The following is a 19,333-nucleotide window of genomic DNA, read 5'->3' as shown; positions in this document are numbered from 1 at the left end:
TTTGCTGCGATTTGCGATTAAAACGCTATGAGGCGTATTGCCAGCTTCTTTGCTGGCCGCTGGCTAGACAACTCGCCGACCTGAACCGGTTCACCTGATGGCCGATGACCGTCCGTCTGAGCGTGTGCGTCAAGCGCTTTGAGCGCTGTGGTCATTGAATCCTCGGGCGCTGCGGTCGACAGTGAGGCAACAAATATTCACTGACCGCCCAGGTTCGAGGACGCCATGACCGAAGCTTTGATATTCGATGCGTTACGCACGCCCCGCGGCAGGGGCAAGGCCGACGGCGCCTTGCACAGTGTCAAACCGGTAAATCTGGTCGCCGGCCTGCTGACCGCGTTGCAGCAACGCACCGCGCTCGACACCAGCCAGGTCGATGATGTGGTGCTGGGCTGCGTCACGCCAGTTGGCGATCAAGGCGCGGACATCGGCAAGACCGCCGTGCAGGTCGCCGATTGGGACGTCAGCGTGGCGGGGCTGCAAATCAACCGTTTCTGCGCTTCGGGCCTGGAAGCGGTCAATCTTGGCGCGATGAAAGTGCGTTCGGGTTTCGAAGAGTTGGTGGTGGTCGGTGGCGTCGAATCCATGTCGCGCGTGCCGATGGGCAGCGATGGCGGCGCCTGGGCGGTGGACCCGCAAACCAACCTGCACAGCCATTTCACCCCGCAAGGCGTCGGCGCGGATCTGATCGCCACACTCGAGGGCTTCAGCCGTCACGACGTCGATGCCTACGCGCTGCATTCGCAGCAGAAAGCCGCGCGGGCACGGGCCGATGGGTCATTCAACAAATCACTGGTGCCGGTGCAAGACCAGAACGGCATCATCCTGCTCGACCACGATGAGTTCATTCGTGCCGAATCGACGCTGGAAGGTCTTGGCAAGCTCAAGCCGAGTTTCGAAATGATCGGTCAGATGGGTTTTGACGCCACTGCGCTGCGGGTCTACAGCCATGTCGAGCGGATCCATCATGTGCATACCCCCGGTAACAGCTCCGGGATTGTCGACGGTGCCGCGCTGATGCTGATCGGCTCCGAAGCCAAGGGCAAAGCGCTGGGCCTGCAACCTCGCGCGCGGATCGTCGCCACGGCAGTGACCAGTACCGACCCGACCATCATGCTTACCGGCCCGGCGCCGGCCACCCGCAAGGCATTGGCGAAGGCCGGGCTGCGCGTCGAAGACATCGACCTGTTCGAGGTCAACGAAGCGTTTGCCTCGGTGGTACTCAAATTCATCAAGGACATGGCCGTCGATCCGGACAAGGTCAACATCAACGGCGGCTCGATTGCCATGGGCCATCCGCTCGGTGCCACCGGCTGCGCGATCCTCGGCACCTTGCTCGATGAGCTGGAGGCGCGGCGTTTGCGCTATGGCCTGGCGACGCTGTGTGTCGGCGGCGGCATGGGCATTGCCACCATCATCGAACGCCTCTGAGCCCTCGCCTCCAAGGAACCGTGACATGAACCAAGCCATTCGTTACGAAGCGGGCCCCGACGGCATCGTCGTGCTGACCATCGACCTGCCGGGCCAGAGCGCCAACACCATGAACGCTGTGTATCGTGAGGCCATGGCTGCCTGCGTTGCCCGGCTGGTCGCGGAAAAGGATCAAATTGCCGGGGTGATCATTACCTCGGCGAAGAAAACCTTCTTCGCCGGCGGCGACCTCAACGAGTTGATCAAGGTCGGCAAGCCTGAAGCCAAAGCCTTTTACGACATGGTGCTAACGCTGAAAGGACAGTTGCGCACCCTGGAAACCCTCGGCAAACCGGTGGTCGCAGCGATCAACGGCGCGGCGCTGGGCGGCGGTTGGGAAATCTGTCTGGCCTGCCAGCACCGGGTCGCGCTTGACGATGCGTCGGTGCAGCTCGGTCTGCCGGAAGTGACCCTTGGCCTGCTGCCGGGTGGCGGCGGCGTGGTGCGCATGGTGCGCATGCTCGGCATCGAAAAAGCCCTGCCGTATCTGCTCGAAGGCAAGAAAGTCCGTCCGCAACAAGCCTTGCAGGCCGGGTTGATCGATGAACTGGCGGCAGATCGAGACGAGCTGCTGGCCAAGGCGCGCGCCTGGATCGTTGCCAACCCGACGGCGGTGCAGCGCTGGGATGTGAAGGGTTACCAGATTCCCGGCGGCACGCCGTCGAACCCGAAAGTCGCACAGATGCTGGCGATTGCGCCGTCGATCCTGCGTACGAAAACCCAAGGTACGTTGCCGGCGCCGGAAAAAATTCTCTGCGCGGCGGTGGAGGGCGCTCAGGTCGATTTCGATACCGCGCATTTGATCGAAACCCGTTATTTCACCGAACTGACCACCGGGCAGATCTCGAAAAACCTGATCGGCACGTTTTGGTTTCAGCTCAACGAAATCAATGCCGGCGGTTCGCGGCCGCAGGGTATTGCGCCTTACAAGACGCAGAAAGTCGGTGTGCTCGGCGCGGGGATGATGGGCGCCGGCATCGCTTTCGTCAGTGCGTCGGCGGGCATCGACGTAGTGCTCAAGGACATCAATCTCGCCGCCGCCGAGAAAGGCAAGGCGCATTCGGCGGCGTTGCTCGACAAGAAAGTCGCCCGTGGCCAGATGGATGCGACAAAGCGCGAGGCAGTCCTGGCGCGGATTCAGACCACTGACAATGATGCCGATCTGGCCGGTTGCGACCTGATCATCGAGGCGGTGTTTGAAGATCGCGAACTCAAGGCGCGGGTTTCTTCAGCGGCGCAGCGTGTCGTGGGGCAGGATGCGGTGATCGCCTCCAATACTTCAACCCTGCCGATTACCGGGCTGGCCGCTGCTGTGCCTGATCCGGGAAAATTCATCGGTCTGCATTTCTTCAGCCCAGTGGAAAAAATGCCGCTGGTGGAAATCATCAAAGGCGCACACACCAGTGATGAAACCCTGGCCCGTGGTTTCGATTTCGTCCTGCAGATCAAGAAAACCCCGATCGTGGTCAACGACAGCCGCGGCTTCTTCACCTCGCGGGTATTCGGCACCTTTACCAACGAAGGCATCGCCATGCTCGGCGAGGGCGTGAGCGCGCCGATGATCGAGACCGAAGCGCGCAAGGCCGGCATGCCGGTCGGGCCTCTGGCGATCTCCGACGAAGTTTCCCTCAGCCTGATGAGCCATATCCGCCAGCAAACTGCCAAAGACCTACAGGCTGAAGGGAAGCCGCTGACCGAGCATCCGGCCTTCGCCGTGATCGATTTACTGCTCAACGAATACAAGCGAGCGGGCAAAGCGGCCGGCGGCGGCTTCTACGATTACCCGGCCGGTGCGCAGAAGCATCTGTGGCCAGAACTGAAGGCGCGTTTCGAGAAGGCCGACGGGCAGATTCCTGCAACGGATGTGCGTGATCGGCTGCTGTTCGTGCAGGCCCTCGAAACCGTGCGCTGTGTCGAGGAGGGGGTGTTGACCTCGACGGCTGACGCCAACGTCGGCTCGATTTTCGGCATCGGTTTCGCCGCGTGGACCGGCGGCGCGCTGCAGTTCATCAACCAATATGGCGTGAAGGATTTTGTCGCCCGTGCGCAATACCTGGCCGAGCAGTACGGCGAGCGGTTTGCGCCGTCGGCGCTGTTGCTCGACAAAGCGGCGAAAGGCGAAAGGTTCTAAGGCACGGGCGCACTGCGGGGCTTGCCTTGGCCGGGTGTTTCAGGGCAGGCTCTGGGTGTGCAATATTCCCATCACGTGTCAGGTATTTTTTATGTCGCTACGCATCTGCATTCTGGAAACCGACATCCTGCGTCCGGAACTGGTCGACCAATATCAGGGTTACGGGCAGATGTTTCAGCGCCTGTTCTCGCAGCAACCGATCGCCGCCGAGTTCACCGTCTACAACGTGATGCAGGGCGACTACCCGAGCGATGAGCTGAGTTTCGATGCCTATCTGGTTACCGGCAGCAAGGCCGATTCGTTCGGCACCGATCCCTGGATCCAGACCCTCAAGCAATACCTGCTCAACCGTTACGAGCGTGGCGACAAACTGCTCGGCGTGTGCTTCGGCCATCAACTGCTGGCGCTGTTGCTCGGCGGCAAAAGCGAGCGCGCCACCCAAGGCTGGGGCGTTGGCACGCATCAATACAAACTGGCGGCCAAGGCACCGTGGATGAGCCCGGTGCGCGAAGAACTGACGCTGCTGATCAGCCACCAGGATCAGGTCACCGCGCTACCGGAAAACGCCACGGTGATCGCGTCCAGCGATTTCTGCCCGTTCGCCGCGTATCACATCAACGATCAGGTGCTGTGCTTCCAGGGGCACCCGGAATTCATCCACGATTATTCACGAGCGTTGCTCGATTTGCGTCAGGAAGCGCTGGGTTCGCAGATCTACAACAAAGGCGTGGCCAGCCTGGAGCAAGAGCACCACGGCGCGACGGTCGCGGAATGGATGATGCGTTTCGTCGCGCACAAGCCGGAAACTGTCTGACATCACACAGCATCGCCAGCAGGCTGGCTCCCACACGGGTCTGCGTTACTACGCAAATCCCATGTGGGAGCTAGCCCTGCTAGCGATTCGCCCGGCCAACCCGGTCTGGCTTACAACCACCCAGACCGCTTGAAACTCGTCCACAATCCCACACACCCCACCGTAATAAACCCCAGCACCGCAAAATAGCCGTAGTGCCAGGTCAACTCCGGCATGTTCTCGAAGTTCATCCCGTAAATCCCCGCCACAGCCGTCGGGAACGCCAGAATCGCTGCCCATGCGGCAAACTTGCGCTGCACCACACTTTGTCGTGACGCCTCGAGCAACACGCCAATCTCGATGGTCTGGCTGGCGATGTCGGCCAGCGTGCTGAGATCCTCCATCTGCCGCGTGACATGAATCTGCACGTCACGGAAGTACGGGCGCATGTTCTTGTCGATAAACGGGAAGCTGAGCTTTTGCAGCTCCTCGCCAATTTCCACCATCGGCGCTGCATACCGGCGCAGACGCACAACATCACGACGCAAGCCATGCAGCTTTTGAATGTCACGCTCGTTCAACGCGCTACACAGGACGTTGCGCTCCAGTTCATCGATTTCGGCGTGAATCGCTTCGCCCACGGGCTGGTAATTCTCGATGACAAAATCGAGCAAGGCATACAGGACGAAATCTTCACCGTGCTCCAGCAGCAGCGGCCGTGCCTCACAGCGCTGACGAACATGCGCGTAGGACGCCGAGTGGCCGTTGCGGGCGGTGATGATGTAGCCCTTGCCGGCGAAGATATGCGTCTCGATGAACTGCAGAACGCCATGTTCACGCACCGGTGAGTAGGTGACGATAAACAAAGCGTCGCCAAAGGTTTCCAGCTTCGGCCGGCTGTGTTTTTCCAAAGCGTCTTCAATGGCCAGTTCGTGCAGGTTGAACTGACGTTGCAGATTGAACAGTTCCTGAGCGTCCGGTTCTTCGAGACCGATCCAGACAAAGTGGCCGGGTTTTGCCGCCCAGGCCGCGCCTTCGTCGATGGAAATATCGCTAACTTTCTTGCCTTCGCTGTACACCGCAGCAGCAACAACTCGACCCATGGTGGTGATTCACTTCTTCTTGGCAGGTGGCAGGGATTCACGGCATCAGCTTAGCCGTGTCGCTGCTTGAGAGTCAGTGAAATCTGCACAGTTCAGCCGGCAAAAGAAAACCCGCACAGGGCGGGTTTCGTTTCACGCGGCTTGCAGTTGCCGATCCATCGATTCGATGCACTCGCGCATTTGTTCGCGGCACTGATCGATCAGCCTGGGCATATCGTCCATGGTCAGGCCGGCGGTAGGAATGGCCGGCAACGAGCGTATGAGAATGTCCCCGCTGCGCCAGCGATCGAGGCGCATCTGTTTAACGTAACTGCTGACACACACCGGCACGATCGGCACGCCCGCGGCGATGGCCATTTGGAACGCGCCTTTCTTGAATGGCAGCAGTTCTTCACCCAGATTGCGCGTGCCTTCGGGAAACACCCAGATCGAGGTGTCCTCGTTCTGCAAGGTATGAGTAGTGGTGAGCATCGACTGGCGCGCCTTGTGCGCGTTGCCACGGTCGATCAGCACATTGCCGGCCAGCCAGAACAACTGCCCGAACAGCGGCACCCACTTCAGGCTCTTCTTGCCGATGCACACGGTCCGGCGCGGCACGACATTGCCGAACACGAACAGATCATAGTTGGACTGATGGTTGGCGATGATCACGCAGCTGTCGGGCTTGTTCATCAGGCCGCTGACCTCGGATTTCACCCGCAGGCGCAAAATGCACATCGCCGGCAGCGCATAGAGGCGGGCACAGAGGCGACTGTTGTCGGGATTGAACGGACGGCAAAGCCCGAGAATCACACCGAGCACACCAGCCAGAATAAAGTGCAGGCCCATCAACAACATACGGAACACGAACAGCATTTTCAGGCCCATCGGGACAAAAGGTGGCGCAGTGTACGGATGTGCACTGTTTTCGGCAATTGCCACTATAGAGTGCGGAGATGGGCGATGTTTAAGCGCATGTTTCAGTGGCGGCTGTCAGGCGCGTCCTAGAGCCACTCAGGAACGTTCAACAACGGGCGTAAGAAAAAGCCCGACACGACGGTCGGGCTTTTCCTGTGCTCTGCATTCGCCGAGGCTCAGCCCAGATGCTGCTGATCCATCGCGATTGCGTTGTCGAGAGTTTCCAGCAGCGCCTTGCGTACTTTCAGCTTGGTATTCTTGTGCGCCGTCATGTTGATCTTCTTCAACTGACGCGCAGCGGCGAGGGCGGCACCTTGCAACTCCTCGGCCGATACCACCTTGTCGAGGAAACCAGCGTCGACCGCGCTTTGCGGATCGAACATCTCGCCGTTGATCACCGAACGGTGAAACGCCGAGCGGCGCAGACGATCACGCGCCAGCTCGATACCCGCGTGGTGCATGGTCATACCGATCTGCACTTCGTTCAGACCGATGCTGAACGGCCCGTCGACGCCAATCCGGTAATCGGCCGACAACAGAATGAACGCACCTTTCGCCACCGCATGCCCCGTGCAAGCGACGATAACCGGGAACGGGTGAGCGAGCAGGCGACGCGCCAATGTCGAACCGGCCGTCACCAGCGACACCGCTTCCTTCGGCCCGGCGGTCATGACTTTCAAATCGTAACCACCCGACAGAATCCCCGGCTGCCCGGTGATGATCACCACGGCACGATCAGCTACCGCCTGATCCAGCGCCGCATTGAATGCCGCAATCACATCCGGCGAAATGGCGTTGACCTTGCCATTGTTCAGGGTCAGGGTCGCGATACCGTCTTCGAGGTGGTAGGCAATCAGCTCACTCATGACGCTATTCCTTATAAGAAAGATGGGCAGACGTTACCCACCACCGCAGGCCAGGTAAAGCGCCGTGACTGACCCGCCAGTCACCGTTTCCCGGCTCTTCCTGCGTAACGAGGCGTTTGCCTCTATAGGGAAGCGCCGAGCCCACCGGAGATTGGCCGGTTTGTCATCGCCTGCCGATGCGGGAAATCGTTTCTCGCTTAACCGCATGAAAATTCTGAAAAAAAATTTGCCATCGCAAAAGCTTTCGACTACATTAGCGCGCCTCGACAGACAGAACATGTTTGAAGAGATACGGTGAAGTGTCCGAGTGGCTTAAGGAGCACGCCTGGAAAGTGTGTATACAGGAAACTGTATCGAGAGTTCGAATCTCTCCTTCACCGCCACATTCTGTAAACACAAACCCCTGATTTTCCTGGAGAAAGTCGGGGGTTTGTGGTTTTTGGTGTCTGGAAAAACTATTCACTTAAAGTTGTACAAATCCCTGTCACCCGTCGAAATCTCCTACACACCTCATTGACCAACCTCCGTGCGCCACGTTTACTGTATGCGCATACAGTAAACTCACTATCAGGTTCGTCACATGAGCGTCACCCTCCTTGGTCCCCTTGCCGACGCCGGCGAAAGGCTTCCGCTGTATTCGTTTCAGATTCCTGCGGGTTTTCCTTCGCCGGCGGCCGATCACATCGAAAAGCACATTTCCCTCGATGAGGTTTTCGAGATTCGGGCGCCGCATGTTTATCTGGCGAAGATCGAAGGGGAGAGCATGCGCGATGCCGGGATATTTTGCGGCGATCTGGTGATTGTCGATCGCAGCCGCACTGCCGAGCATGGCGATATCGTTATCGCCGGGCTCAATTCCGAGCCGGTCTGCAAGCGCCTGCACCTGCGCGATAACACCATCATTCTCTTGTCCGCCAACAGCAAATACCCGCCGCGCTATGTGATGGAGGGCGACGAGCTGGTTATCTGGGGCGTGGTGACTTACAGCGTGCGTGACCATGGCAAATCGTGACCAGGTCTTTGCGCTGATCGATTGCAACAGCTTCTACGCAAGCTGCGAGCGGGTATTCCGGCCTGATCTGGCGAAGACGCCGATCGTGGTGCTGAGCAATAACGACGGTTGCGTTATTGCGCGCAGTTACGATGCCAAACCTTTTGTGAAAATGGGTGCGCCGTACTTTCAGATTCGCGATGACTTGCGCCGCCACGGCATCCAGGTGTTCAGCAGCAACTACGCGCTATACGGCGATATGAGTGAACGGGTGATGACGATCATCGAATCCATGGTGCCCGCCGTCGAGGTGTATAGCATTGATGAAGCCTTCGCCGATCTCAGTGGCATTCCTGGCGATCTGACGGCATTTGGCAGGACCATTCGTTCCGCCGTTTACAAACGCACCGGTATTCCGGTCGGCGTCGGCATCGCCCCGACGAAGACGCTGGCCAAGCTCGCCAACCACACCGCAAAACGTTTGCAGGCGCATACCGGCGGCGTGGTCGATATTTGCGACCCGGTCAAGCGTGACTGGGTGCTGCGCAACACCGACGTGGGTGACGTGTGGGGCGTCGGCCGGCGGATGAAGGCTCATCTTGGGAGCATGCAGATCAGAAGCGCGATGGACCTGGCGAAGGCTGATCCGTGGACATTGCGGCGCAAGTTCAGCGTGGTGATCGAAAAGACCGCGCGCGAACTCGGTGGGACATCCTGTCTGGAGCTGTCGGAAACGGAGCCGCCGAAGCAGGAAATCTGCAGCAGCCGCATGTTTGGTAGACGCCTGACGACGATCGAACCGATCAAGGAAGCGGTGGCGACCTATGTGCATCGCGCGGCAGAAAAGCTGCGTGCGCAGGACTCTTTATGCAAGAAGATCCGCGTGAGCATTCGTACCGGCATGTTCAATCCGGAGGAGGCCAAGTATGGAAATGGTGCGCTGATCGAGCTGCCATATCCCACGAACGACGTGCGCTTGCTGTGCAAGGCGGCGAGCGAAGCGATTGACCGGTTGTTCAGGCCGGGCTTCAAGTACAGCAAGGCTGAGGTGTTGTTGATGGATCTGCGCCAGCCCGGAGAATTTACCCAGGACCTGTTTGCTGAGTCCCAACCGCAGGCGGCGGAGAAAGTGATGGGCGTTCTGGATCGGATCAATCAGCGCTGGGGTAGCGGGACGCTGCGCGCGGCAAGCGTCCCGGCGGACCCGGCCTGGGGGATGCGGCGGGAGATGATGAGCTCGAGTTTTACGACGAGGATCGATCAGTTGTGGGTGGTTAAATGCAATTGAAGCCACAAAGGTTCCGCTTTGGCGTCGCGCTGCTCCAATCGACTGGATCGGCCTTACAATCGCGGCTTTCACTTTTGCAATAAAAGGACTTTTCTCATGATCATTTCCACCACTCATTCCGTCGAGGGGCGGCAGATCACAGCGTATCTGGACATTGTCAGTGCTGAATCTGTGCAAGGTGTCAATGTTATTCGCGATATGTTCGCGGGCATGCGCGACTTCTTTGGCGGACGGTCGCAGACGCTGGAGCGGGCATTGAAGGAAGCTCGCATTCAGGCAACCGACGAACTCAAGGATCGTGCGCGGGCGTTGCAGGCTGACGCCGTGGTCGGCGTGGATTTCGAAATCAGCATGCCGGCAGGCAAGGGTGGCATGGTGGTGGTGTTTGTCACCGGAACGGCGGTGAAACTGCGCTGATCATCGCCGTCAGGGCCAAGCCCATTCGCACAAGGAGTGGGCTTGGCCGCGTCGATCAGCCTTGCGGCTTGAGAATCACGGTACCTTTTGAGTCATAGGTCAGCGGAGTATCGATGGCGACAAGCGGCGGTGTTCCGTCAGGCGGGGTCGATGGGGCTGGCTCGCTGGGGTGATAGACGACGCCCGGCTGCAAGAGCGGTTTGTCCGGATATTTGATGGTGATCTCGCCCGAGGCGATCTTTTCCTTGAGTTTTTCCGCAGCGGCTTTGCCGGCTGCGATCTGCTCGTCCGTGAGTTTTACGACTGGCATGTTGGGAAATCCGTTGATCTGCATGATCTCTCCTTGAGATTCATTTGTAGGAATCAGGGCAACGGCCGTTCGAAGGAAATCTTTAGGGGATGATCGCTGTGGTCGCGACGCTTGATCCATTCGTCGGTGATGAGCATCGTTGAACGGCAAGTCCAGTAGTGACCGACTAGTCTCAAAGGCGCTAGGGGCGATATTTCTTTCAGGCAAAACTGTTTTGCCGGTATCGGCCCGGTTATGCAGGGGAGAGGCTATGACAGGTCCGTATGTCGAAGATGATGGCGCTGAGTTTTCATTCAACAACTGTGTGCGCTGCGGTCAGTCGGAGTATCAGTCGGGTTTTGGCGAAGATCCGGTGAGCATTGGCAAAATCAAATCCGTGGTCCCCAAAGGGCCCAGGGCGAAGTTCCTGCCCAAGGTCACGGCAAGGACCCGAAAGTGATTTTGCCCCGTAACCCCGTCATCGAGCGGGGTTTTTTACGCGCGCAGAATGTGCCCTCGGCGTTGACATAAATGTGGGTTTTTTTTCACAAACTTTTCACGTTGGTCAACGTAGGGTGAAGCCATCCGTTAGAAAGCAAGTCTCCAGCCCGTCTCCCCAGCGGGCTTTTTTTTGTCCGGCATAAAACCTTTTCTCTGATCGCGGTCCAAACGACGCTGCTTGCGTCTGGACTTTCCCGTGCCGAGCGCATTAAATCCCGGCCCTTCTTGTTCATCCCGTTTATTTGAGGTTTTCGTCATGCGTTTAACACTGCCTGCTCTGGTTCTTGGCCTTCTGGTTGCTCAAGGGGCAATGGCTGCCGGCGACGGCACCGCTGCGCTGGGCGGTGGCCTGGGTGGCGCGCTGGGCAACGTGGTCGGTCAGAAAATGGGCGGCAGCACGGGTGCGGCAATCGGCGCTGGCGTCGCGGGCGCAGCGGGTAGCGCAGTCGCCGCGCGCAAGGGCAGCCGCACCAAAGCCGCGATTGGCGGCGGTGTCGGTGCAGCCGGTGGTTCGGTGATCGGCAACAGCCTGGGCGGCAAGACTGGCGCCACTATTGGCGCAGGTCTGGGTGGCGCGGCCGGCGGTGCAGTGGGCAGCAACCTGGGCAAAGGTCACAAGCGCCACTGAGCCTGATTGCTTGTCGGAAAAAGCCCGATTCGATATCGGGCTTTTTCATGGCTGAACGTTTCGCCAGAAATCATCTCCAATCTGCATACGCCCCGCTTGGGCGGAACGTCCCGATTCGGGAACTGCGAGGTTCAAATGCGATTGTCATTATCTGCACTGTTTTTCGGTTTGTTCGTGGCGCAGGGCGCGATGGCTGCCGGAGACGGCAGCGCTGCCGTGGGCGGTGGTCTCGGCGGTGTGCTGGGTAATGTGGTTGGCGGACAACTCGGCGGCAGCACGGGCGCAGCGGTCGGCGCGGGTGTTGGTGGCGCGGCGGGCAGTGCCGTCGGCGCGGACAAACGTAATCGCACCGAAGCCGCGATTGGTGGCGGTCTTGGCGCCGCAGGCGGCTCGGTCGTCGGCAACAGCCTCGGCGGCTCCACCGGCTCCGCTATCGGCGCAGGTTTGGGCGGCGCCGCGGGCGGTGCGGTGGGTAACAACCTTGGCGACGACGACGGTGGATCTCATTCCGGCGGCCACAAGCACAAGAATAAACACAAAAATAAACATCGCTGATTGATCAACGGAAACCCGGCTTGGCGCCGGGTTTTTCGTGTCTGGCAGTTGGAAAGAGGAACGATTGACAGTGGGGCTTTTCGAACGTCTACATTCCACGACATAACGAGGTTTGCCATGACTCCTGAAACTGAAGGCAAAGAAGAAAAGGGCCCGAATGGGCAGCCGTTTATCAATGATCCGGGGAACGAGGATCCGGGGTCATTGATGGATGATGCGACGGTGCCGTTGAATGATGCGGATGAGGCGGATATGGAGTATGAGGAGGATGGGGACGAGCAGTGATAAAGGATTGTGGTGAGCTGAGATTTTGGATTGGATTTTGAGGGCCTGAGTGAACAGGCCCTTTTTGCGATCTTGTCTAGTTCGCTTCTTTTAAGTCGGCCCATACGTACAAATTACTTATAGCTGACATTTTTTTGATTTTTTTTAGAGTGATATATTCGTCGAATTCTTTTTCGACGGTTTCTTTGTCGCAATATTTTCTATGCTTGGATGGTCGTTCACAAGCAAAGTTGTATAAGCGCCAAGTATCAAAACCGTTGATTTCACCATTAGGGCCGTAATCAAAATCTACGGTTCCTGTCGATAGATTGATGCGGCAGCCAATTCCGTGCAACTCATATTTGACGCCTCGAGTGACTCTCCCGCATCGCTTTATTGCTTTGGTGCGCCAGAGCCTTCGAATGTCTCGAGTGCCAAATTTGGTTTCAAATATCAGCGTGCTGGTCTCTACCATAGAGATAAAGTCATTTATCAGGATTTCCAGCGTTTCATTTTTTTCACTCATCTTTTTCTCCGGTGCTCCAGTCTGTCTAAACCTACGTTATTTGCTGACTCTATTACCTCTTCAATACTATTTAGAGTTCTGTCGTACTTTGTAAGATCGGTTATGAGCCTGATTGTCACATTGGTCGAAGTTTGTCGTGCAGCTGCTGCACGATGGTGTCCGTCTAGAATGTATAGGCTGCCGTTATGTTCTACGACGTCGATAGGATCTACTGGGTCGTATCCGTTACTCATTTGATTTTTATACTTTTCGACTGTCTTGGTTGAGGTCTTTCCCTCGATTGTGTGTATTCGCTTCAGAGTTTTTGGATCGATATTGTGAGCAATGGCCGGTAGATCCGGCTCTCCCTCATCAACTTTAACCCCATCACTCGCCCCCGGCACTTCGCAACCCGGCTTCTTCGGCGGCGGACAGTTGGAGTTCAACCCCAACGGATCCACCCACCCCGTAGGATTGGGCACGTACTGGTACTGATTCAACCCACCGGCCAACTTGATCGGGTCCGGCGTCAGGTAGCGTCCCAGCCGCGGGTCGTAATACCGGTGACGGTTGTAATGCAGGCCACTTTCAACATCGAAGTACTGCCCCTGAAAACGCAGCGGCTGGTTCAGGTAGTCCTCACCAGCCAGGGTCAGTGCGGCGGTTTTGCCGTAGGCGTCGTATTGGGCGGACCAGACGATGTCGCCGCCGTAGTCGGTGAGTTCTTGCGGCGTGCCGAGGTGGTCGAGCTGGTAGTAGAACGGGCAGGCTTTTTTCGGGCCTTTGCCGTCGAGCAGGGCCAGCGGGCGGAAGGTGCCGGGTTCATAGATGTAGCTGCGGTATTCGTTCTGGCTGCTTTCGGCGACGACTTGGTCGCCTTGCCAGAAGAATTCGTTGGTCTGGCCGTCAACGGTTTTGCGGATGCGCCGGCCGAAGGCGTCGTATTGGTAAGTGGCGGTTTGGCCGTCGGGGCGGGTCAGGCCGATCAGGCGGTGCTGGCTGTCGTAGCGGTATTCGGTGACGAGTGCTTGTTCTTTGCCACGCCGTTCGCGGATCAGGTTGCCGAAGGCGTCGTAGTCGTAATGCCGGTCGCCTTGCATCAGCAGGCGGTTGCCTTTGACCTGGCTCGGGCCGGGGCGGTCCTGCATGAGCAGGTTTCCGGCCGGGTCGTGGGCGAGGGATTCCGGCAGTTCGTCGCGCGAGTGGCGGACGCGGATCAGTCGGTCGAGGGCGTCGTAGCCGTAGGTGCGCTGGCCGTGGCGGCTGTCGGCGATGTGGGCAAGGTTGCCGTTGGCGCTGTAGGCATAATCGCGGCGGTAGACTGAATCGCGCTGATGGCCTACGGCGTGAGCCAGTAATCTTCCCTGTTCGTCGTAGGCATATTCGCTGAGCAGCAGGCCTTGCTGGCGCTGCACTTCGCGGCCGAACTGGTAGACGTGGCGGGTCAGCGGCGTGCCGTTGAGGTCGATTGCCGTCAACGCGCCGCCCTTGGCGTAGTGGTAGTCGAGCTTGCTGTTGTCCGGCAGGCGCAGGCGTTTGAGCTGGCCGCAGGCGTCATAGGCGTAACGCAGGGTGCCCCAGCCCTGGTGTTCGGTGATCAGCCGATCCTGGCGGTCGTACTCGAAGGCCAGCGGGTGGTTGTGGCCGTCATCGACGGCGATCAGACGGCCGAGGCGGTCATATTGATAGGAGACTTTCAGCCCGTCGGGAAGGGTTTTGATCAGCAGTCGGCCGGCCGCGTCGCGCTTATAAGCAGTCAGCAAACATGAGCCGTCATCACCAAATTCGGTCTTTTCCAGCAGATGCCCATTGAGGTCGTAGGCATACGCCGTGCGCCGCCCATCAAAACCGGTTTCCTGTCGGATCAATCCGCTTGGCGTGTAGTCCAGTCGGTATTTTTCTCCGGACTCGTTTTCGATCTCGGTGAGCAGTAGTTGCGCATGGTCGTAGCGGTACTGCACCTGCGTGCCGTCGGGGTTGATCCGCCGCGAGACCAGGTGCAGGTCATCGTCGTACTCGTAACGGGTAATGCGTCCGAGCTCGTCGCGTTCGGCGGTCACCTGGCCGTAGGCGCCGTAGCTGTAGGCGCGGGTGCTGCCGGTAGGAAATGTCGTCTGGATCAGTCGGCCAACGGCGTCCCACTGCTGGCGGGTGATGGCGCCGTGTTCGTCGGCACTCGTAGTCCGCCGTCCTAACGCGTCGTAGGAAAAACGCCGCACACCGCCGTCGGGCAGGGTTTCTTCGGTCAACTGACCAAGCGGATTCCACACCAGCCGATGCCGGCTGCTGTCCGGGTAGCGGATCGACAGCAGTTGCCCGCGCACGTTGTAGTAGTAATGGGTGACCTGACCGTCGGGGTCGACCGCTTCGGTGATATCGCCCTCGGCGTTGCGCCGGTAGATCCACACCGCATCGCCGCGGGTGCGCCGGTAGAGAAAACCGTTGCGATACTCGTAGGACGTTGGCACATCGTCCGGAGGAATCAGCGCGATCAGCCGTCCGACCTCGTCGTAGCGGTATTCGGTGACCGCGCCCAGCGGGTCCTGCTCGGCGATCAACCGCCCCGCGGCGTCATAGGCCTTGAGGTGTTCGCCGCCATCCGCCTCGACCTTGCGCACCAGTCGCGCGCGGTCGTCGTGAACGTAGGTTTCTTCGGTGCCGTCGACGTACTGCACCGCGACGCTGCCGTCGTCGGCCCAGACGTAGCGGGTGTTCATCTGCGAGAACGAGGCCCAGTGGCGGACGCACCGCGCCGCCTTGCCGGAGCGTTCCCATTCCCAGAAAAAACTCGCCCCACCGGCCAGTTGCCGCTGCAAAATCACATGAGCGTCGTCGTAGTCGTAACGCTCGCTGTCGCCGACCGCGTTGGTGGCTTCGATCAGATTTTGATAGGCGTCGTAGCGGTAGCTGACCAGCGTCTGTTCGGTGTACCAGGCGCCCTCGCGAAACACCTGATAATCCACGCCGACCAACTGCGCGCGGTCATAACGCAACAGCAGCGAACGACCAGCGCCGTTATCGAGTCTTTGCACTCGATCAGCCCGATCGCGCTGCACGGAGAGCCGATTGCCATACGCATCACTGATCGCCGTCAGCCGACCCGCGCGAAAGTGATAAAACCGCGCCGTCTCGCCGGCCAGCGCGAGAATCAGTTCCTCCGGTTCATCGCCAAGAAAAACCGCCGCCCGCGACAGACTGTTGTGAATCGCCGGCCGCGTCGCACTCGGTAAAGGAAACCGCGTACGCCGGTTTTCATGGTCGACCCAAACAACAAAGTCGCCCTCAAACTCCAGCCGATGCGCCAGCGAGTGGCTCCAGCCAAACCCCAGGCCAATGTCGATCTCGACCGCGCTTGAGCGATACAAACGCCTGAACTCAAACGGCAGCACACCATCAAGCACCGCATCCGTCAGCGTCAGGAGTTCCTCACCGGTAACCATCGACACCGGACAGCCATTGGTGCAAGTCAGCGGCACGCAATCGGCGCTGTCGCCGTTGGGGTTTTTCGCCTGATCGGAAGCGTCGTCGTGAGGTTCGTGGCGCTCCATCCGCGTCGAAGCGCCAGTCTTGCCGCGCGCCAGCGGCGCCGGATTCGGCACGGTCAGCACCACCGAATCGACCTGACGAATGTTCAGCGGAATGGAAGGTGTGGGTTTCAGCGCCACCTCACGCGCGTGCAGCATCAACGGTTTCAACGCGCTGGCGTGCTTGTTCAGTTCCGGCGCCGACGTCAGCTCCGCCAGGCGCAGTGCCGAGCCCGCCAGCCATTGCCGCGCCCGCGGTGACTTGATCTTGTCCAGCACCTTGCTGCTCAACCGCAGCGACACGCCGGCACCACCCGCGACGCGCATCAACAGAAAACTGACCAGCAACTCGGTGCGAACCTCGGCCACCACTTCGGCAAGGTAATGCGGGGGTAGCATCTTCAGCCAACCGGTAAACGCGGCCAGATGAATGAACAGCAGCGGCTCGTCGCTGAGCATCAACAGCGCGTTGGCGATGGCCTCGCTGGAGGCCGCGAGCAACGCCTCCAGTTCGAGGTCGCTGAGGTATTCGAGGAGTTTTTCGCTGTTAAGCTGCAAGTCAGCGAGGAGGGCGAAAACCTGTTTAATGTCGTCCCAAACGCCGTTGAGCGCGTTCTCGAAACCACGCCAGTCGGCCCGTTGCAACTGCCCGTAACGGTCGAGAAAACCGGCGCTGGAAAACTCCGTCCACTGCGGCTGAAACCCGGCCCATTCGCCGCGTAACCAGCCTTCCAATTCAGCAATAACCCCTTCATAAGAGGCATACAACGCCCGCACCTGAGCAGTGGAAACATCGGGAAAGAAGGAGATGCGATAACGCTGGCCCCGATCGCAGTCGGTGACTTGCAGAATGCCGCTGGGGCCGATGGTGTGGCGCAGCGGTTCGCCGAAGGTCTGGACGCCGTCGACCTCACTGAGCAACGGTTCAAGCGTCACCGGTGTATTGCCGATCGGCACAAAACGCGCGGCTTCGAACAGGTGCACCAGGGTCAAAGGACCGCTGGCCGGGCACATCACCACCGACGAACTGAGCGGCTGGCGCGAGGTGATCGGCGCACTCAGGCGCACGTCGTTGCCGACGCTAAACACCTGCTCGATGTCGAGCGCAGTGCCGGTCCAGAACTGCTCGGCCCAGGCGTCGTAGTTGTTCAGGCAGAGGCGGAATTCGCCGATCAGGGCTTCGAAATCCGGTTGCTTTGGATTGAGCGCGGCCACCACCAGCAAACCGATGCTGTTGTTCAGGGCCAGGAGCCGATCAGGTTCAAACATTCGCAGTCGCTCGCGCACATCAAAAAGGGTGCGAGGACTTTGCGGGGGATCAAACGAGAAAGAAGTCGGGGAAGTAGGCAGTGTCTGTAGGATGTTTCGCTAATTTTTCGCGAGTGTTTCAGCGCCTCGCGGACATTGGTCGTTGCTCAATGTCTGTCGGGCTCGCTATGCTGCTGAACCCTTTAATCCGATCCGAGCAGCGGCGTCTTCGCCGCCTGGGATGTCATTGATAACGGATCCGAGATGAATGCACCGCTGAAGGCGTTAGGGCCGATCAAGGCCGTGATTTTCGATATGGACGGTTTGCTGCTGGACACCGAGGGCATCTACACCGAAGTCACTTCGCTGATTGTCGGGCGCTACGGGCGCACCTTCGACTGGAGCATCAAACAGAACATCATCGGCCGTGGCGCCAATGACCTGGCGAACTACGTGGTGCAGGCGCTGGAGCTGCCGATCACCGCAGAAGAGTTTCTGCAGATCCGCGAACCCTTGATGCGCGAGCGTTTTCCCAAGGCGCAAGCGATGCCGGGGGCAGAAGAACTGGTTCGGCACCTCAAGGCGCATAATATTCCGATCGCCGTGGGCACCAGTTCCTCGCGTCAGTCGTTCGGCCAGAAAACCACGCTGCACCGCGACTGGTTCGCGCTGTTCGATTTCATCGTCACCGCCGACGATCCGGAAGTCGGCGCAGCGAAACCGGCGCCGGATATCTTCCTTACCGCCGCACGACGTCTGGGTGTCGCGCCGCAGGATTGTCTGGTGTTCGAGGATTCGCCGTTCGGCGTGACCGCCGCGAAAGCGGCCGGGATGACCGCCATCGCGATTCCCGATGCCGCGATGCCCGATGAAAAGTACGCACACGCCGACGGCATTCTTCGTACCTTGAAAGGCTTCACCCCGAGTGCCTTCGGTTTGCCGATGCTCGAATGGGCCTGAACATCTGAAACAAAAAAACGCCGCCGCTCCATAGACGGAGCGGCGGCGTTTTTACGTTCAGGCGACTCAGTAAGATCAGGCGCCGAAACCACCGTCGATGGTCAGGCTGGCACCGGTGATGTAACCGGCTTCCGGTCCTGCCAGATAAGCGACGAAACCGGCGATTTCCGCGGCGGTGCCGTAACGGCCGACGGCCATCAAGGGAATCAGGCTCTCGGCGAAATCACCGTGCGCCGGGTTCATGTCGGTGTCGACCGGGCCCGGTTGTACGTTGTTGATGGTGATGCCGCGCGGGCCGAGGTCGCGGGCCAGGCCTTTGGTCAGACCGACCAGCGCCGATTTGCTCATCGCATACACACCGCCGCCGCCGAAGGGCATGCGGTCGGCGTTGGTGCTGCCGATGTTGATGATTCGCGCGCCTTCGCCCATGTGCTTCGCTGCTTCCTGTGAAGCAATGAACACGCTGCGTACGTTGATCGCAAGCGTCCGGTCGAAATCTTCCAGACTGAAGTCTTCCAGTGGTGCAATGGCCAAGACGCCGGCGTTGTTGACCAGAATGTCGAGGCGGCCAAACGCTTCGACGGTGGCGCTGACGGCGTCGCGGATGGCCTCGGCGTCGGCGCTGTCAGCCTTGATCGCCAGGGCTTTGCCGCCGTTGGCGGTGATGCTGTTCTGCAGTTCTTCGGCCTTGGCAGCGGAGCTGACGTAAGTGAAGGCAACAGCAGCGCCTTCAGCGGCCAGGCGGTTGACGATGGCAGCGCCGATGCCGCGCGAGCCGCCTTGAATCAGAGCGACTTTGCCGCTGAGGTGTTGAGTGGTCATTGTTCGATCTCCAAATGTTCAAGGCGGGATGCCTTGGTGTTGGTGCCGAGTATCGGCGTCGCATCGACCACCGTGTAGACC

The 19,333-nt window shown here is 59.3% G+C and carries 19 protein-coding genes and 1 tRNA gene; 13 read left to right on the top strand and 7 right to left on the bottom strand.

Annotated elements, in window-relative coordinates:
- Positions 1-225: 225 nt before the first annotated feature.
- From J3P93_RS18755 to J3P93_RS18745, 3 genes are all read left to right on the top strand, one after another.
- On the top strand, positions 226-1,431 hold the full coding sequence (locus tag J3P93_RS18755; RefSeq protein ID WP_434590602.1) for an acetyl-CoA C-acetyltransferase: 1,206 nt from the start codon (positions 226-228) through the stop codon (positions 1,429-1,431).
- Positions 1,432-1,456: 25 nt separating this feature from the next.
- Positions 1,457-3,601 (top strand): 3-hydroxyacyl-CoA dehydrogenase NAD-binding domain-containing protein, encoded by a 2,145-nt coding sequence (locus J3P93_RS18750; RefSeq protein ID WP_434590600.1) that lies wholly within the window; start codon positions 1,457-1,459, stop codon positions 3,599-3,601.
- 91 nt (positions 3,602-3,692) lie between these two features.
- Positions 3,693-4,415: an amidotransferase gene (locus J3P93_RS18745; RefSeq protein WP_434590597.1), complete on the top strand. Its 723-nt coding sequence runs from the start codon at positions 3,693-3,695 to the stop codon at positions 4,413-4,415.
- A 110-nt stretch (positions 4,416-4,525) separates the two neighbouring features.
- Here the strand turns inward: J3P93_RS18745 and J3P93_RS18740 are convergent, their stop codons facing one another.
- The 3 genes from J3P93_RS18740 to J3P93_RS18730 all read right to left on the bottom strand — a co-directional run bounded on the left by J3P93_RS18740 (position 4,526) and on the right by J3P93_RS18730 (position 7,260).
- On the bottom strand, positions 4,526-5,497 hold the full coding sequence (locus J3P93_RS18740; protein ID WP_090282521.1) for a magnesium and cobalt transport protein CorA: 972 nt from the start codon (positions 5,495-5,497) through the stop codon (positions 4,526-4,528).
- 132 nt (positions 5,498-5,629) lie between these two features.
- On the bottom strand, positions 5,630-6,352 hold the full coding sequence (locus J3P93_RS18735) for a lysophospholipid acyltransferase family protein (protein WP_434590595.1): 723 nt from the start codon (positions 6,350-6,352) through the stop codon (positions 5,630-5,632).
- Between the two features lie 218 nt (positions 6,353-6,570).
- A complete protein-coding gene (locus tag J3P93_RS18730) occupies positions 6,571-7,260 on the bottom strand; it encodes a crotonase/enoyl-CoA hydratase family protein (protein WP_434590592.1) in 690 nt (229 codons plus the stop codon).
- Between the two features lie 64 nt (positions 7,261-7,324).
- On the opposite strand from J3P93_RS18730, the gene J3P93_RS18725 reads away from it, so the two are divergent.
- From J3P93_RS18725 to J3P93_RS18705, 5 genes are all read left to right on the top strand, one after another.
- Positions 7,325-7,558 (top strand): hypothetical protein, encoded by a 234-nt coding sequence (locus J3P93_RS18725; RefSeq protein ID WP_434590589.1) that lies wholly within the window; start codon positions 7,325-7,327, stop codon positions 7,556-7,558.
- Positions 7,554-7,643, top strand: a tRNA-Ser gene (locus tag J3P93_RS18720). Before J3P93_RS18725 ends, J3P93_RS18720 begins: the two co-directional genes overlap by 5 nt.
- Positions 7,644-7,840: 197 nt before the next feature.
- Entirely contained in the window at positions 7,841-8,272 is a 432-nt protein-coding gene (locus J3P93_RS18715) for a LexA family protein (RefSeq protein WP_206415044.1), read from the top strand.
- Positions 8,259-9,539: a Y-family DNA polymerase gene (locus J3P93_RS18710; protein ID WP_434590586.1), complete on the top strand. Its 1,281-nt coding sequence runs from the start codon at positions 8,259-8,261 to the stop codon at positions 9,537-9,539. The genes J3P93_RS18715 and J3P93_RS18710 overlap by 14 nt, the downstream gene beginning before the upstream one ends.
- A 96-nt stretch (positions 9,540-9,635) precedes the next feature.
- Positions 9,636-9,956 carry a YbjQ family protein gene (locus J3P93_RS18705; protein ID WP_016773801.1) on the top strand — a complete coding sequence of 107 codons (321 nt, stop codon included), beginning with the start codon at positions 9,636-9,638 and terminating at the stop codon, positions 9,954-9,956.
- A 55-nt stretch (positions 9,957-10,011) separates the two neighbouring features.
- Here J3P93_RS18705 and J3P93_RS18700 read toward each other — a convergent pair whose 3' ends face one another.
- Entirely contained in the window at positions 10,012-10,290 is a 279-nt protein-coding gene (locus J3P93_RS18700) for a hypothetical protein (protein ID WP_434590582.1), read from the bottom strand.
- Between the two features lie 226 nt (positions 10,291-10,516).
- On the opposite strand from J3P93_RS18700, the gene J3P93_RS18695 reads away from it, so the two are divergent.
- From J3P93_RS18695 to J3P93_RS18680, 4 genes are all read left to right on the top strand, one after another.
- Positions 10,517-10,705, top strand: coding sequence for a hypothetical protein (locus J3P93_RS18695; protein WP_090282529.1), 189 nt, complete (start codon positions 10,517-10,519; stop codon positions 10,703-10,705).
- A 297-nt stretch (positions 10,706-11,002) separates the two neighbouring features.
- Entirely contained in the window at positions 11,003-11,374 is a 372-nt protein-coding gene (locus tag J3P93_RS18690; RefSeq protein ID WP_258449906.1) for a bacteriocin, read from the top strand.
- Between the two features lie 135 nt (positions 11,375-11,509).
- Entirely contained in the window at positions 11,510-11,929 is a 420-nt protein-coding gene (locus J3P93_RS18685) for a YMGG-like glycine zipper-containing protein (protein WP_090282530.1), read from the top strand.
- 117 nt (positions 11,930-12,046) lie between these two features.
- The gene (locus J3P93_RS18680; RefSeq protein ID WP_164558301.1) at positions 12,047-12,214 is read left to right on the top strand and encodes a hypothetical protein; all 168 of its coding nucleotides are present in this window, start codon (positions 12,047-12,049) and stop codon (positions 12,212-12,214) included.
- A gap of 76 nt (positions 12,215-12,290) precedes the next feature.
- On the opposite strand, the gene J3P93_RS18675 is transcribed toward J3P93_RS18680, so the two are convergent.
- Both J3P93_RS18675 and J3P93_RS18670 read right to left on the bottom strand, forming a co-directional pair.
- Positions 12,291-12,719, bottom strand: a complete 429-nt coding sequence (locus tag J3P93_RS18675) for a DUF6896 domain-containing protein (protein WP_434590577.1) — start codon at positions 12,717-12,719, stop codon at positions 12,291-12,293.
- The gene (locus J3P93_RS18670) at positions 12,716-17,491 is read right to left on the bottom strand and encodes an RHS repeat-associated core domain-containing protein (protein ID WP_434590573.1); all 4,776 of its coding nucleotides are present in this window, start codon (positions 17,489-17,491) and stop codon (positions 12,716-12,718) included. The genes J3P93_RS18675 and J3P93_RS18670 overlap by 4 nt, the downstream gene beginning before the upstream one ends.
- A gap of 243 nt (positions 17,492-17,734) precedes the next feature.
- On the opposite strand from J3P93_RS18670, the gene J3P93_RS18665 reads away from it, so the two are divergent.
- The gene (locus J3P93_RS18665) at positions 17,735-18,430 is read left to right on the top strand and encodes an HAD-IA family hydrolase (RefSeq protein ID WP_093103111.1); all 696 of its coding nucleotides are present in this window, start codon (positions 17,735-17,737) and stop codon (positions 18,428-18,430) included.
- A gap of 75 nt (positions 18,431-18,505) precedes the next feature.
- On the opposite strand, the gene J3P93_RS18660 is transcribed toward J3P93_RS18665, so the two are convergent.
- Positions 18,506-19,252, bottom strand: a complete 747-nt coding sequence (locus tag J3P93_RS18660; RefSeq protein WP_258449901.1) for a 3-oxoacyl-ACP reductase family protein — start codon at positions 19,250-19,252, stop codon at positions 18,506-18,508.
- Between the last annotated feature and the right edge of the window lie 81 nt (positions 19,253-19,333).

The sequence above is a fragment of the Pseudomonas sp. R3-57 genome (genome assembly GCF_051132065.1).
Classification (GTDB): Bacteria; Pseudomonadota; Gammaproteobacteria; order Pseudomonadales; family Pseudomonadaceae; genus Aquipseudomonas.
Note: the sequence above shows the minus strand (reverse complement) of the source record. Positions and strands in the feature narration are given on the sequence as shown.